This is a genomic window from Acetobacter sp. P5B1, assembly GCF_018811985.1.
Classification (GTDB): Bacteria; Pseudomonadota; Alphaproteobacteria; order Acetobacterales; family Acetobacteraceae; genus Acetobacter; species Acetobacter cerevisiae.
Genome location: NZ_JACRVS010000018.1, coordinates 1 through 12,949, shown reverse-complemented (window position 1 = coordinate 12,949; position 12,949 = coordinate 1). Strand labels below are relative to the sequence as shown.

General features: G+C 61.4%; 16 protein-coding genes and 1 pseudogene. 6 read left to right on the top strand and 11 right to left on the bottom strand.

Features of this window, described 5'->3' with window-relative positions:
• Positions 1–11 precede the first annotated feature (11 nt).
• Positions 12–893: a LysR family transcriptional regulator gene (locus KP703_RS10975; protein WP_215754949.1), complete on the top strand. Its 882-nt coding sequence runs from the start codon at positions 12–14 to the stop codon at positions 891–893.
• Between the two features lie 6 nt (positions 894–899).
• Positions 900–1,994 (top strand): nitronate monooxygenase family protein, encoded by a 1,095-nt coding sequence (locus KP703_RS10970; protein ID WP_215754948.1) that lies wholly within the window; start codon positions 900–902, stop codon positions 1,992–1,994.
• A gap of 84 nt (positions 1,995–2,078) precedes the next feature.
• Here the strand turns inward: KP703_RS10970 and truA are convergent, their stop codons facing one another.
• Genes truA through def form a run of 3 tightly spaced genes read right to left on the bottom strand, consistent with a single transcriptional unit; the run spans position 2,079 to position 4,468 of the window.
• Complete coding sequence (truA, locus tag KP703_RS10965) at positions 2,079–2,945, bottom strand: tRNA pseudouridine(38-40) synthase TruA (RefSeq protein ID WP_215754945.1); 867 nt, start codon at positions 2,943–2,945, stop codon at positions 2,079–2,081.
• Positions 2,942–3,889, bottom strand: coding sequence for a methionyl-tRNA formyltransferase (fmt, locus tag KP703_RS10960; protein ID WP_215754943.1), 948 nt, complete (start codon positions 3,887–3,889; stop codon positions 2,942–2,944). The genes truA and fmt overlap by 4 nt, the downstream gene beginning before the upstream one ends.
• Positions 3,890–3,907: 18 nt before the next feature.
• Positions 3,908–4,468, bottom strand: coding sequence for a peptide deformylase (gene def / locus KP703_RS10955; RefSeq protein WP_215754941.1), 561 nt, complete (start codon positions 4,466–4,468; stop codon positions 3,908–3,910).
• A gap of 243 nt (positions 4,469–4,711) precedes the next feature.
• Between def and KP703_RS10950 the strand changes: the two genes are divergently transcribed.
• Together KP703_RS10950 and KP703_RS10945 are read left to right on the top strand one after the other, a co-directional pair.
• Entirely contained in the window at positions 4,712–5,203 is a 492-nt protein-coding gene (locus KP703_RS10950) for an Hsp20 family protein (RefSeq protein WP_062140536.1), read from the top strand.
• Positions 5,204–5,315: 112 nt separating this feature from the next.
• Positions 5,316–5,546 (top strand): DUF1150 family protein, encoded by a 231-nt coding sequence (locus KP703_RS10945; RefSeq protein WP_373270297.1) that lies wholly within the window; start codon positions 5,316–5,318, stop codon positions 5,544–5,546.
• Positions 5,547–5,648: 102 nt separating this feature from the next.
• On the opposite strand, the gene hpf is transcribed toward KP703_RS10945, so the two are convergent.
• Positions 5,649–6,263 (bottom strand): ribosome hibernation-promoting factor, HPF/YfiA family, encoded by a 615-nt coding sequence (gene hpf, locus KP703_RS10940; protein WP_215754940.1) that lies wholly within the window; start codon positions 6,261–6,263, stop codon positions 5,649–5,651.
• A 325-nt stretch (positions 6,264–6,588) separates the two neighbouring features.
• On the opposite strand from hpf, the gene KP703_RS10935 reads away from it, so the two are divergent.
• Positions 6,589–6,873: a hypothetical protein gene (locus tag KP703_RS10935; protein WP_156482828.1), complete on the top strand. Its 285-nt coding sequence runs from the start codon at positions 6,589–6,591 to the stop codon at positions 6,871–6,873.
• Here the strand turns inward: KP703_RS10935 and lptB are convergent.
• From lptB to KP703_RS10900, 7 genes are all read right to left on the bottom strand, one after another.
• Positions 6,870–7,691: an LPS export ABC transporter ATP-binding protein gene (gene lptB, locus KP703_RS10930; RefSeq protein WP_215754939.1), complete on the bottom strand. Its 822-nt coding sequence runs from the start codon at positions 7,689–7,691 to the stop codon at positions 6,870–6,872. The two genes, KP703_RS10935 and lptB, sit on opposite strands and share 4 nt — an antisense overlap.
• A 3-nt stretch (positions 7,692–7,694) precedes the next feature.
• Complete coding sequence (locus KP703_RS10925) at positions 7,695–8,810, bottom strand: LptA/OstA family protein (protein WP_215754938.1); 1,116 nt, start codon at positions 8,808–8,810, stop codon at positions 7,695–7,697.
• Between the two features lies 1 nt (position 8,811).
• Positions 8,812–9,546 (bottom strand): LPS export ABC transporter periplasmic protein LptC, encoded by a 735-nt coding sequence (gene lptC, locus KP703_RS10920; RefSeq protein WP_062140547.1) that lies wholly within the window; start codon positions 9,544–9,546, stop codon positions 8,812–8,814.
• A complete protein-coding gene (locus KP703_RS10915; protein ID WP_062140549.1) occupies positions 9,543–10,550 on the bottom strand; it encodes an SIS domain-containing protein in 1,008 nt (335 codons plus the stop codon). Before KP703_RS10915 ends, lptC begins: the two co-directional genes overlap by 4 nt.
• 27 nt (positions 10,551–10,577) lie before the next feature.
• Positions 10,578–11,237, bottom strand: a complete 660-nt coding sequence (locus tag KP703_RS10910; RefSeq protein WP_062140888.1) for a ribonuclease D — start codon at positions 11,235–11,237, stop codon at positions 10,578–10,580.
• Positions 11,238–11,355: 118 nt separating this feature from the next.
• On the bottom strand, positions 11,356–12,009 hold the full coding sequence (locus tag KP703_RS10905; protein ID WP_215754937.1) for a DedA family protein: 654 nt from the start codon (positions 12,007–12,009) through the stop codon (positions 11,356–11,358).
• A 149-nt stretch (positions 12,010–12,158) separates the two neighbouring features.
• Positions 12,159–12,572, bottom strand: coding sequence for a hypothetical protein (locus KP703_RS10900; RefSeq protein WP_215754936.1), 414 nt, complete (start codon positions 12,570–12,572; stop codon positions 12,159–12,161).
• Between the two features lie 212 nt (positions 12,573–12,784).
• On the opposite strand from KP703_RS10900, the pseudogene KP703_RS10895 reads away from it, so the two are divergent.
• Positions 12,785–12,949 (top strand): annotated as a pseudogene (locus KP703_RS10895) (IS5/IS1182 family transposase); the annotation flags it as partial.

Here is a 12,949-nt window from a genome sequence, read left to right as displayed (position 1 = left end):
GGCGGATTGGCATGACACTGGAGCAGCTTCGTATTTTTTTATGTGTGGCCGAGCGCGAGCACATGACGGAGGCCGCCCGGGCTCTGCATGTCACGCAGTCTGCTGTTTCGGCGGCCATTGCAGCTCTGGAGGCTCGGCACGGGGTCCGGCTGTTTCATCGGGTGGGGCGAGGCATTGTGCTGACGGAAGCCGGAACGCTGTTTCTGGCTGAAGCCCGCATTATTCTGGATCGTGTGCAGGCGGCGGAAGCCATGCTGGATGATCTGAGCGGTTTGAAGCGCGGCACCCTGCGCGTGGTGGCCAGCCAGACCATTGCGGCCTACTGGTTGCCGCCGCTGCTGGCGGCCTTCCGTGAGCGGTTCCCGCATATCGAAATCGTGCTGGAAATTGGCAACACCCAGCAGGTGGCCGCGCATGTGCAGGCCGGGCAGTCTGATCTTGGGATTGTGGAAGGCAAGGTGGACAATCCAGTTCTGGCGCAGTGGCCCATTGCGCAGGATCAGCTGGTGCTGGTGCAGTCCACACCGTTTGATGCACGAAGCTGCACGGCCAAAGCGTTGCAAAAAGCCCGCTGGATTATGCGGGAGCAAGGGTCCGGCACGCGGTCCACGCTGGATGACTGTTTGCGGCAGATTGGCGTGAAACCGGAAACTCTGCATGAGGCACTTGTGCTGCCCTCCAACGAGAGTGTGCGCACGGCAGTGGAAGCCGGAGCGGGGATTGCGGGCCTGTCCTCACTGGTGGTGGCTCCGGCTCTGGCGGCGAGAACACTGCATGCGGCCCCGGTGACCTTTGGCCCGCGCGTGTTCTTCGGCCTGCGGCACAAGGAACGGTACCGCAGTCACGCCGTTGAGGCTCTGACGGATTTTATTGCCCAACGTTCGGCGGACTGAAGAGAGATGCACCTTCCTGAACAACTCGGCCTGACAGTTCCGGTCTTTCAGGCTCCGATGGCCGGTGTGTCCACGCCATCGCTTGCGGCGGAGGTCTCTAACGCGGGTGGGCTGGGCGCACTGGGGCTGGGGGCGACAAAGCCCGAGCAGGCGCGTGCACTGATTGCGGAAGTTCGGGCCAGGACTGACCGGCCCTTCAACGTCAATCTGTTCGTGCATCCTACGCCCAGAGCAGATGCAGAGCGTGAGGCACGCTGGCTGGAGTGGCTGAACCCTCTTTTTGCGGAGTATGGCGGGACCGCACCAGAAAAACTGTCTTCACCCTACACAAGTTTTCTGGATGACCCGGAGATACAGGCGCTTCTTCTGGAGGTCAAATCGCCCGTCATCAGCTTCCATTTCGGGCTACCTCCTGCTGCGTGTGTGACGGCCCTCAAACAAACAGGCGCGGTGCTTCTGGCGACTGTCACCAGCCCCGCCGAGGCGCAGGCGGCGGAAGCTGCCGGGATGGATGCGGTGATTGCGCAGGGTATCGAGGCCGGAGGGCATCGGGGCATGTTTGACCCGCATGCGCCGGATGATGCGCTGGGCACGTTCCCGCTGGTCCGTCTTCTCAGCCGCCAGTGTCATGGGCCGGTTATTGCCGCTGGGGGCATTATGGACGGAGCCGGGCTGGCGGCCGCGCTGGATCTGGGGGCCGTGGCGGCGCAAATGGGCACGGCATTTCTGCTTTGCCCGGAAACGGGGTTGGATGAGGCGTATCGAAAAGCTCTGATGGGACAGGCGGCTTTTCATACCCGCATGGTCAGCCTGATTTCCGGTCGGCCCGCGCGAGGGCTATCCAACCGGTTTACTGCGTTGGCTGATCGCCCCGATGCACCGCCTTGCCCGGATTACCCCATTGCGTATGATGCCGGGAAGGCTCTGGCCAAAGCGGCCCGAACCCACGGGGAGGCAGGCTTTGGCGCACACTGGGCCGGGCAGGGGGCACCGCTGGCCCGCGCTCTGCCTGTGGCCCGCTTGGTTCGAGAAATTCAGGCGGAATACACGGAAATTCTGAAACAGCGGTCGCGTCAGATTAAGCGCGCGGGGCTGGTTTGACGACTGCCGGAAGTAATGTTCTGCAGAGTGCCAGTGCCAGTGCCAGTGCCAGTGCCAGTGCCAGTGCCAGTGCCAGTGCCAGCGTTAGTATGAGGCTGGCGGGTTCGCAAACGGATCAGGATTATAGCCCACGCCGGTCAGATACAGGCCTTCTGCCGGGGCGGTCGGGCCTCCGGCGGTGCGGGAGCGGGCGTCCAGCGCTGCGGTGATGCGCTCCGGGTCCCAGCGTTCTCTGCCAACAAGAACCAGCGTGCCCACCATGTTCCGCACCTGATGGTGCAGAAAGGACCGCGCGCGGGTGCGGATATGCACTTCCTCGCCCACACGCTCCACCGTCAGGCTGTCCAGCGTGCGGACCGGGTTTCTGGCCTGACAGGCCGCAGCCCGGAAGGACGTAAAATCATGCGTGCCCACCAGCCTGTCCGCACCATGCCGCATCCGGTCCAGATTTAGGCGGGCGCGCACATGCCACATATGGGTGGCCCCAAGAGCAGGCGGTGAGGGCCGGTTGATAATGCGGTAGAGGTAGGAACGCCATGTAGCGGAAAACCGTGCGCTCCATTTTTCCGTGACCAGCGCGGCCTGAAGCACGGCCACGGGATGGGGCTTCAGATGGTAGCTCAGGCCGTCACGGACGATATGGGGGGCCAGGTTCATATCTGCGGGGAAGTCCAGATGCGCGACCTGCCCTGTGGCATGCACGCCGGCATCCGTCCGCCCGGCTGTAATGCTGGAAACGCGCCGCCCATTGGCCATCCGCGTGGCGGCAGCTTCCAGAAGACCCTGCACGGAAGTGCCCACACTCTGCTTCTGCCAGCCGACCAGACCGGTGCCGTCATATTCGATTTTAACGGCCCAGCGCTGAAACGCCTGATCAGTCTGGGCATCCTTATGCGGATCAGACGGAAAAACGGGCGAGGGTTCGGAGAGAAACGACGGCAGCTCGGTCATTCGGCGTCGGGTGCGGCTGGCGGCGTGTGATACAGGCGCGTGCCTGCGGGCATGGGCTGGCCGCGCAGGAAGGCATCGGCGTCCATCATGCCACGACCTGGCTTTTGCAGGCGGGTCAGGCGGAGGGCGCCGTCTCCACATGCAATGGTCAGAGCATCATCCAGCGCGGTGCCGGGGGTAGCGGTGTGCTTGCGGTCGGGCAGCGGGGTAGCCGCACCAATTTTCAGCACGGTGCCATCGGCCTGTACGGTAAAGGTGCCGGGCCAGGGGGTGAGGGCACGAATGCGCAGGTCGAGCGCTGCGGCGGACTGGGACCAGTCCAGACGGCCATCTTCACGCGTCAGCATCGGGGCGTAGGTTACGCCTTCTTCCGGCTGCGGCGTGGGGGCGGGGCGTTCGGCCAGCACGCGCACGGCCAGTTGCCCGCCAATAGCACTTAGCGCGTCATGCAGGCTGGTGGCGGTGGTCTCAGACGTAATGGACACGGCCTCACGCAGCAGCATGGGACCAGTATCAAGGCCCGCTTCCATCTGCATGATGGTCACACCGCTTTCCGTATCGCCCGCCAGAATGGAGCTCTGAATGGGGGAGGCCCCACGCCAGCGAGGCAGCAGGCTGGCATGGATGTTCAGGCAGCCAAGGCGCGGCGCGTCCAGCATGACCTGTGGCAGAATGAGACCATAGGCGGCCACAATGGCGGCATCGGCCTCAAGGGCAGCAAAGGCGGCCCATTCTTCCTCATTTTTACGCAGCTTTTCGGGGTGGCGCACCGGCAGGCCGAGGGCTTCCGCCGCCTGCTGCACGGGCGAGGCCCGCAGCGCCTTGCCCCGGCCAGCCGGGCGCGGGGGCTGGGAATACACGGCGACAATCTCGTGCCCTGCGGCATGGAGGGCGTGCAGGGCAGGCACCGCAAAATCCGGTGTGCCCATAAAGATAAGGCGCATGGTATCCAGCCCTCCGGCTTATTTCCGCTTCTGTTCCTTGGCCAGCCGCCGCAGGATCATATTGCGGCGCAGCACGGAGAGGTGATCCACAAACAGGATGCCTTCCAGATGGTCAATTTCATGCTGCATGCAGGTGGCCAGCAGGCCGTCCACTTCACGCTCCATCACATCGCCATCCACAGTGCGCCACTGCACGCGCACCTTTTCCGGGCGGGTGACTTCGGCATACTGGTTGGGCAGGGAAAGGCAGCCTTCCTCCCGCGCGGCCAGTGTTTCCGTCTCGGCAATCACTTCGGGGTTGATCATCACGATCGGCTCGCGGGCGTCTTCTTCACCCAGATCAACCAGCGCAAAACGCAGGCCGAGGCCCACCTGCGGGGCGGCCAGCCCGATGCCGGGGGCGGCATACATGGCGGAAAACATGCTGGGCAGAACCCGGCGGATGTCCGCCATATCTTCCGGTTTTACCTCACGCGTCTTGCGCCGCAGCACGGCATGCGGGGCAATGAGAATGGGCATAGGAGCGGCATCTGCCGCCGCAGCGGAAAAAGCTGCATCTGTCATGGCTGCGTCTGTCATACGCCCGATTTAACCTCCCGCGCCCGCCTGCGCCAGAGGGAGATGGCGCTGATGACACAAAAACCGTGGGAAATATGCCGCACTCGGCCTCTGTTATGGGGTGCAAACCCGCCGGAGTGGCTGTTTCAGGCATGCGTGGGCTTCCGTGCAGTCTTGCGTTTGGCCGGGTATCTCCCATATCGTGAGGAAAGCCGGGTGCCATGAAGGGTCCGGTTTCTGTCTCGCTCAGAAAGGGGAGGCTTTATGTCTGGCAGAGTATTCGGTTCACCCATGTTCCTAGGTTTTGACCATCTCGAGCAGATGCTCGAACGGGCCAGCAAGGGGAACGGGGATGGGTACCCACCCTATAATATTGAACAGATTGCCCCCAACGGGCTCCGGATTACGCTGGCGGTCGCCGGGTTCCGGATGGATGACCTCCAGATTACGCAGGAAGACAATCAACTGGTGATCCGTGGCCGGCAGGTGGAAGACGGTGAAGAGCATGTCTATCTGCATCGCGGCATTGCCTCCCGCCAGTTCCAGAAGGCGTTTGTGCTGGCTGAGGGGATAGAGATTGGTGGGGCCTGGCTGGATAATGGCCTGCTGCATATTGATCTGTTCCGCCCGCAGCCGGAAGTGCGCGTCAAGCGGATTGAGATCATGCAGCCCGGCACCCCGAAAAGTGCAGCAGCCTCGGCCAGCGGGCTGAAGCCGCGCACCTCCCGTATGTTGCATACGGTGGTGGAGGACTGAAAAGCCCGGCTCAGGACGGGTGGGGATCTTTCCCCGCCAGCCTGCGTTGGCGTTATAGATACGGAAAGGAGACACCATGAGAGTCACGACCCGGAACGGACGTGTTGTTCTTATGCCCGATGAGTCGGATAAACCGTTGGATGTCCATCAGCTTTCCGAAAATCAGTTTCGGTCTCTGGGGGTTGCCAATGTCGCCTATGTGCGCCCGGCTCTGACAGAAGATGGCGAGGAAGGCTGCGCCATTCACGCTGCCGATGGCTCACCGCTGGCGGTGGTGGATGATCTGGAAACCGCGTGGGGGGTTATCCTCCAGCACGACATGGTGCCAGCCAGCCTTCAGTAAGCCTTCGGGCAAGACCAGCTTATGAAAAACCCTGCCACATCCGGGAGAAAATTTCCGTCGTGTGGCAGGGCATTTTTTTGAGCAAAAGGGTGAGGACGTCCTTCAGGACGGCCCCGTATCCACCCAGCCGATATTCCCGTCATCCCGCCGGTAAACCAGATTGATCTGCTGGTTTTTGCGGTTACGGAACAGCAGGATGCTGCACGCGGCGAGATCCAGCCGCATGACGGCCTCACTCACGCTCAGGGTCGGAATGTCGGTGGTGTGTTCCGCAATAATGGCGGCGTAGGTTTCGGCTTCTGCCGTAGCCTCATGGTCCACACCATTGTCCTGCTGGGCTTTGCCGTTTGCAGCGGGTGGGCTGGATTTGAGCACATAGGACCGCCCGGTTTCTGGCGGGGCCTCGGCTGTCTTGGTGGCGCGGGCGTGGGAGGTGACGCGGCGATGGTAGCGGCGGAGGCGTTTGGCAATATGCTCGGCAGCGTCATCAAACGCGGCGTTCGCGTCTGCGGCCTCGCCCTCACCGCGCAGGGTCAGGCCACGGCCTGCATGCACGTTGATATCACAGGTGAAGAAGGAACGGGCTTTACTGAAAGTCACATTGGCTTCCAGCGCCTTGTCAAAATATCGTTCTGCAAGGCCGCCCAGGTGAGCATTGACCCGGTGCTTGAGCGCATCGGACAGAGCAATCTGTTTACCGGAAACATGAATATGCATCGGACGTCGTTCCTCGCTGGTTAAGAGCAGGACCGTCTTTGCCTGAGCGCGGAGCCGTAACAGATGCAGCCCTCTCTCAGGCGCAGGCGGCTTAACTCGTCAGGCACGGGGATGACTCCCTCATGCCTGCCTGTATTTGGGCATGGTTAGCGGGCGTCTGTCTACGGCTTTGTGACAGTTTTAATATAGGAACCAACGGGACTATTCTGGCGTTATAGCGGCCGCGTTGAGGGCAGACTCTGAAAAAACCGTCTCTTTCGGGGTTGCTGAGCCGGAAAGCTGGCGCATACAACACAAGACAGAGTTGCAAGCCAGACAGGATGCCATGCTTTTAAGATCCAGCCCGCCCGTCAACATGCCCAAAATGCGCCACAAGTGGCGGGCCAAAGTCGCGATCCTGCTGGTGCTGCTGGCCGCTTACGGCAGCATCATGTGGTACATGACGCACTATAAGCCGCCGATGGAAAAAGTGGTTATTCCGGTAGAGGTGGTGAAGCAGAAGCCCAGGGCCGATGCTGCCCGCCTGCCTGTGCCGCCCATTGAACTGGAGCCCGCACCGCCTGTGCCGGAGATGGCCCCGCCACAACTGGTGATAAAAGGGCGGCGTTAGAGCGAGAAGCTCTCGCCCAGATACACACGGCGCACGTCTTCATGCGCCACAATCTCTTCCGGCACGCCCTGCATCAGCACCTGCCCGCTGTGCATGATGTAGGCGCGGTCAATCACTTCCAGCGTCTCACGCACGTTATGGTCGGTAATCAGCACGCCAATGCCGCGGTCTTTGAGGTGCGAGACGAGGTCTCGGATTTCGCCCACCGCAATGGGGTCAATCCCGGCCAGCGGTTCATCCAGCAGGATGTAATGCGGCTGGCTGGCCAGTGCGCGGGCAATTTCCAGACGCCGCCGTTCACCGCCTGAAAGGGCGAGGGAGGGGGAGCGACGCAGGTGGGAGATGCCGAATTCGCTCAGCAGGCCATCCAGCATCACTTCCCGCTGGTCCGGGTCACGCTCCACCACTTCCAGCGCGGCCATAATGTTCTGTTCAACATTCAGGCCACGGAAAATACTGGCTTCCTGCGGCAGGTACCCAATGCCCAGCCGCGCGCGGCGATACATGGGGAGCTGGGTGATGTCCGCACCATCCAGCGTGATGGAGCCGGTGTCGGGCTGTACAAGGCCCACAATCATATAAAAGCTGGTGGTTTTCCCGGCCCCGTTTGGCCCGAGCAGGCCAACGGCCTCGCCCCGATGTACCTCGATGGAGACGTTCTTCACCACCTCGCGCTTTTTGTAGGATTTGCCAATACCGTTGGCAAACAGGCCATGGCCGGGCGCGTGCGGGGCGTTCGGGTTGGTTGGTTCAGAACCCGGTCCGATGACCTGATCTTCCACCGTTTCTTCCGAAGTCCAGCTGATCTCCTGCGTCATCCGTTATTTCCTGTCCGATGAGTCGCCACTGTTGGGCACAACCAGACCGCTCACGCGGCTGCCCGGGCGTTCTGTCATGGTTGCCAGACCTGTATGCATGTTGATGATGGCCGCAGCGCCCTGGATCTGGTTCGGCCCACGGGTGATGTGCACATTCCCCACAATGCGGGCAATACCGGTATCCGGCACATACACACCCCGGTCCCCGGTGACGGTTTCCGTCTGGGTGCGGACCCACACATGGCCAAACGCGTTGACCTTTTCCAGCTTGCCAGAACCATTGGCCAGCGGGTCAGACGAGTTCTGGTTTGCGTCCTTCTTCTGGTCTGCCGGTTGTGCAGACTGATCCGGCGGGGCGCTGTAGCCCACCAGCACATCCGCACGGATCTGCCGGTTGTCATTGGTTGTCACAGTCGCATTGCCGCGCCCGATGGAAATGCGCTGCTGCGAGTAATATTCCATGGAATCCCGCGCCGTCAGGATATCCTGCGGGGTGGTCAGTTTCAGCGCCTTACCGGTCATGACCAGTACGGCCTGATCCATGTCATACACGGCCTTATCGCCCCAGCCCTGATCGGTCTGGGTGTAGATATGAACGTGGCCAACGGCTTCCAGTCGATAAATTTCGTTCGCACCGGAGGAATCCGGGTCACCGCCCTCGGTTTTGCCGTCCGCGGGCTTGGCGTCTGCCGGAGCAGGCGTGCTGGCCGGGGCGGGAGGCTGGCCGGTTGGAGCTGTTGGCGCGTCAGACCCCGGTTTGGCGCTGGCCGTTGTGCCGGTAACCGCCCCAGCCGGAGCGTCACCCTGCGCGGGAGCAGGCGTGCCGTCGGGGGCGGCCTTCTTGCGGTAATAGGCAATCAGCTTGTCCGCCGTCACCGTTACGTCACCGCGTACGGCCTTGGCCTGATCATACGCCGTGACTTTTTTCTGGTTCTGGTCCCAGTCAAACCCTCCGGCTGCGGTGACGGTAATCTGTCCGCCATGCGAGAGGTCGATGGACTGCGCGTGCGCCGTGCCACAGAAGAGGACCGCCAGCAGCGGGAGTGCAGCAAGCCCGAAAGCAGGAGCCAGCACCGGGCGGCGCAGGCCGCGCAGGCGGGAGGATAAGGTCAGAGGCATATCAGGAGGCCTTCCCATCAGCCGGATGGCTGCCGCGGTCGTCGTTCAAAATCAGTCGGCCCGGCCCGCGGAACTGGGCAATGCCTTCATGCTGAGACACCAGATATCCTTTTGCATCAAGCACGCCAAACGGTCCTTCCGCCCGCACCCAGCTATCGGACGCAATAATGCCCGTGCGGACATCCACATCCGCCACAGGGCTGCGCATCATAAGGCCATCATCACGATACAGGGTGACTTCTCCGGTCAGGTCAAGAATCTGTGCATGCTGCATGTAGACCCCTTTTTCCGATCGGACCAGAAGCCAGCTTCCTCCCTGACTGAGGATATCGGCCACAGGGTTGTCCAGATCCATCCGTTCCGGGTTGGCCTGATGCGCACTGTCCGCCGTAATCATAAAGGGACGGTTATGCTCATCCAGACCACGATAGGTTGCGCCAATCAGATTGCCGCTTTCCACTTTAACCTTGGAGATTTCCTTCAGCGCTGCCTTGTTGGCGTTAATCAGCCGGTCCACTTCCGGCCAGACGGCAATGGAGCTGAGCAGTAGCAGAGCCGTGGCGGGCAGAACCCATTTGGCCCAGCGCAGCAGCATGCGCCTGCGGGCCAGTTCTCCCGCATCAGGCGGCAGACGGCGGGCGATGGAGGGGGCCATACGTTCGCGCTGCTGACGGACGGTTTCTTCCGAGCGGGCAAAATCATCGCGTTGAGGCGGGCGGCCAGAAGGTTCCGTCATCCCACACCTGCCCGCAGCAGATCATGCACATGCACAACGCCCATCGGGCGGCGGTCTGCATCCAGAATGAACAGGGAGGTGATGGGGCGGTCGCGTTCGTTCATCATGCGCAGCGCATCAGCAGCAAAAATGTCAGGCCCTATGGTGAGAGGGTGACGGTTCATGACATCCTTTGCCAGCGTGGTTGTCAGATCATGGTCCAGCGCGCGGCGCAGGTCACCATCCGTGATCAGCCCCGCCAGTCGGCCATTATGGTCCAGAATGCCAATGCAGCCTAGAGCCTGGCGCGTCATTTCCATAATGACATCCCGCATCGGGGTGTCTTCACGCCCCAGAGGGATGTCTGCGCCGGTGCGCATCAGTTCCTGCACGGTGCGCAGGCGGCTGCCCAGACGACCGCCGGGGTGGTAATTGCCAAAGTCGCTCGCGGTAAAGCCGCGCTGGCGCAGCAAAACCACGGCGAGTGCGTCCCCAAAGGCCAGCTGCATGAGGGTGCTGGTGGTCGGGGCCAGCCCCATCGGGCAGGCTTCCGGCATGGCGGGGAGGGTGAGCGCCACATCCGCCGCAGAGGCCAGCGTGGAATTCGCCCGACTGGTGACGGCCAGCAGCGGCAGGCCAGCCTTGCGGGTGTGGGCGGCAATGTCACCCAGTTCCGTGGTCTCACCGGAGTTGGAGAACGCCAGAACCACATCGCCCGGCTGCACCATGCCCAGATCCCCATGGGAGGCCTCGGCTGGGTGAACAAACAGGGCGGGGGTGCCGGTGGAGCAGAGAGTGGCCTGAATTTTCCGGGCCACATGGCCGGATTTGCCAATACCGGTAACAACCACCCGGCCCGACACATGCAGCAAGATCTCCACAGCCCGCGCAAACGCGCCACCAAGCCCGGTGGGGTCCTGCAACGCACGGTCCAGCGCATCCAGCCCGGCGCGCTCGGTCTGGATAACGGTTGCGGCCTCCGTCGCGAGGCGGTCAGGCGCGTCTAAGGTGGCGTGTTCTGTCATGCGGGGCAGGCTCCGGTCCGGGCTGGATCAGGCGCGGTGAGAAAAGATATCCGGGTCTTCATAACCCAGAAGGTCAAGCCGGGCACGCGCGGGCAGGAAGTCGTAGCAGGCCTGAGCCAGTTCACGACGGCCCTCACGGTGCAGCAGCGCATCCATTTTCTGCCACAGCGCATGCAGATACAGCACATCGGACGCGGCATAAGCCAGCTGTTCCGGCTTGAGGTCCACAGCGCCCCAGTCGGACGTCTGCTGCTGTTTGCTCATCTCAACCCCCAGCATATCCCGGCACAGAGCGGCCAGACCGTGGCGGTCCGTAAAGGTGCGGACCAGACGGGCGGCAATTTTGGTGCAGACCACGGGGCTGACGGTAATGCCCAGCGCATGCTGGAGAATAGCGACATCAAACCGTGCAAAATGCATGATCTTGGTCACGGCGGGATCGGCCATCAGGCGTTTGAGGTTCGGGCAGTTATAGCCTTTGCCGCCGAGGGATTCCGGGATGATCTGCACCAGATGCGCCGTGCCGTCCCCTGCGGAAAGCTGCACAAGGCACAGCCGGTCCCGATGGGGGTTGAGGCCCATGGTTTCCGTATCCACGGCAACAGACCCGGTAAAGGTCAGCCCGTCGGGCAGGTCGTTGCGATGTAGAGTGATGCTGCCCTCGGAAGAGCTCCGGGATGCGTTCATGACCCGCTCCATGCCTTGTTGTTGATCAGGCTCAGACGGATACAGCCGGGATGGCGGAATGTCCATTCTGGACACCCTGCCGGGGCTTTCAGGCGATTTGATGGTGACGGTAGCGACTTCAGGATGCGGAGAGCGTGCCGTTCCGGGATTCCTGCAAGGCAAGCTGGGTCAGCCGGGCCTCATTTTTCTTCAGGAAGCGCCCCATGGCGACCATACCGCCAATGGCCGCAATGCCGATGATAATGCCAACCGGTCCGGAGACCTCGGAAATCTTGCGCCCCAGAGCATAAGTGCCCAGCGCATAACCGCCCGCCCAGCAGGTGCCTCCCAGTGCATTAAACAGCATGAAGCGCGGCCAGTGCATGCGGCACGCCCCGGCCAGCACGGCCACAAATACGCGCACCACGGAAATAAACCGGCCACAGAAGACAATGGCGCTGCCGTGATGGTGGAACAGATATTGCCCCAGAATGAGCCGCTGGGAGGTCAGGCCGAAGCGGGGGCCATATTTTTCCAGCAGCGGCAGCCCGACCTTGCGGCCAATAAGGTAGCCGATGTTATCGCCAATAATAGCCCCTGCCACAGCGGCAACGGCCACCCAGCCAATAGCAAGGTGATGGGTCTTCAGGCAGTAGAGCGAGGCCGTGATGATGCAGGCTTCGGCTGGCACAGGCACACCCATGCTTTCCATCATGACAATCAGGGTGACAATGCCATAGCCGTAATGCTGAAGCAGCGTGTCCAGATGGTGCAGCAGGGGATGGTCCTCCATATTAAGGGGACCATGCCGCAAGCACCGTCTGCAAGGAAGATATGGGGGAGCATGGCAGCCCTTCGGAGGAGCCTTTCATACTCAGATTAAAGAAGAGCCCGCTGGAACACTCTTTTAAAGTCTTTTCAGACGGGCTCTTCAGGCGCTGGTCAGGCTGTCTGGAGTTCCTGCTCAGCGTTGTCTGCTTTGATGTAAGGTCCAGCCGCAAGGACCTCTACAGACAAAATAGCGAAGCTGTTTGGCTTACGAGTGCCAAGTGGGAGCAGGGCTTCCCCGTTTGTCCAGCGGCAGGAAGACTCTTCCTGTGCATGCCATCCGCTTAGTTCAGGAGTGTTGAGGTGAGGAGTAAGTTCACGGACTTTATTGCCCTCAAGCAGCGTGATTTTTCCGATCAATACGCCGAGCATACGGCGATCATCCACGAATGGGCCGATGGTATCGCTGGGTCGACTGACTCGTGAAACAATCTGCACATTTTCCACGCCGGCAGGGAGCATAAAGACAACGTGGGTATCAGAAGAACGAACTTTACGAATGACTTGCCCTTTGTCTGTGGTGAGCAAGAGGTTCGGTTCTTTCGTGAGTGCCGGAGCAGAAACAACAGCGTCTGGAGCAACACTATGAGCGCGTTCAGCCAGAGCGCGATAAATGGGCTCAACAACAGCCCGTTCCACTGTCAGGGGGGCAGCAGCATCTGGAGGGTTCGAAAAACCCCTTGGCTCTGAGTTGTTCTGTGTGATTCCATTTTTTTGGCGTTGATTGGGGATGGAGGAAGATGAAGCAATCTGGTTTCTTTGATGTTGAAGAGCGTCTTGCTCGGCTGAGCGGGCTTGGCGATCAACTGGAGGCCTTTTCCCGGACTGTGGATTTTGAGGTGTTCCGCCCTGATCTGGAGCTGGCTCTGGCCTATTCAGACGGAAGTAAAGGCGGACGTCCGCCG

Bases quoted from the DNA above. Each gene is read 5' to 3' on its own strand.
- fmt (WP_215754943.1), bottom strand. From the start codon at position 3,889: ATGCGCCTTATCTTTATGGGCACACCGGATTTTGCGGTGCCTGCCCTG.
- truA (WP_215754945.1), bottom strand. From the start codon at position 2,945: ATGACCGAGCTGCCGTCGTTTCTCTCCGAACCCTCGCCCGTTTTTCCG.
- KP703_RS10935 (WP_156482828.1), top strand. From the start codon at position 6,589: ATGCTTTTAAGATCCAGCCCGCCCGTCAACATGCCCAAAATGCGCCAC.
- KP703_RS10925 (WP_215754938.1), bottom strand. From the start codon at position 8,810: ATGCCTCTGACCTTATCCTCCCGCCTGCGCGGCCTGCGCCGCCCGGTG.
- lptC (WP_062140547.1), bottom strand. From the start codon at position 9,546: ATGACGGAACCTTCTGGCCGCCCGCCTCAACGCGATGATTTTGCCCGC.
- def (WP_215754941.1), bottom strand. From the start codon at position 4,468: ATGACAGACGCAGCCATGACAGATGCAGCTTTTTCCGCTGCGGCGGCA.
- KP703_RS10910 (WP_062140888.1), bottom strand. From the start codon at position 11,237: ATGAACGCATCCCGGAGCTCTTCCGAGGGCAGCATCACTCTACATCGC.
- KP703_RS10975 (WP_215754949.1), top strand. From the start codon at position 12: ATGACACTGGAGCAGCTTCGTATTTTTTTATGTGTGGCCGAGCGCGAG.
- KP703_RS10945 (WP_373270297.1), top strand. From the start codon at position 5,316: ATGCCCGATGAGTCGGATAAACCGTTGGATGTCCATCAGCTTTCCGAA.
- lptB (WP_215754939.1), bottom strand. From the start codon at position 7,691: ATGACGCAGGAGATCAGCTGGACTTCGGAAGAAACGGTGGAAGATCAG.
- KP703_RS10915 (WP_062140549.1), bottom strand. From the start codon at position 10,550: ATGACAGAACACGCCACCTTAGACGCGCCTGACCGCCTCGCGACGGAG.
- KP703_RS10970 (WP_215754948.1), top strand. From the start codon at position 900: ATGCACCTTCCTGAACAACTCGGCCTGACAGTTCCGGTCTTTCAGGCT.
- KP703_RS10905 (WP_215754937.1), bottom strand. From the start codon at position 12,009: ATGGAGGACCATCCCCTGCTGCACCATCTGGACACGCTGCTTCAGCAT.
- KP703_RS10950 (WP_062140536.1), top strand. From the start codon at position 4,712: ATGTCTGGCAGAGTATTCGGTTCACCCATGTTCCTAGGTTTTGACCAT.
- hpf (WP_215754940.1), bottom strand. From the start codon at position 6,263: ATGCATATTCATGTTTCCGGTAAACAGATTGCTCTGTCCGATGCGCTC.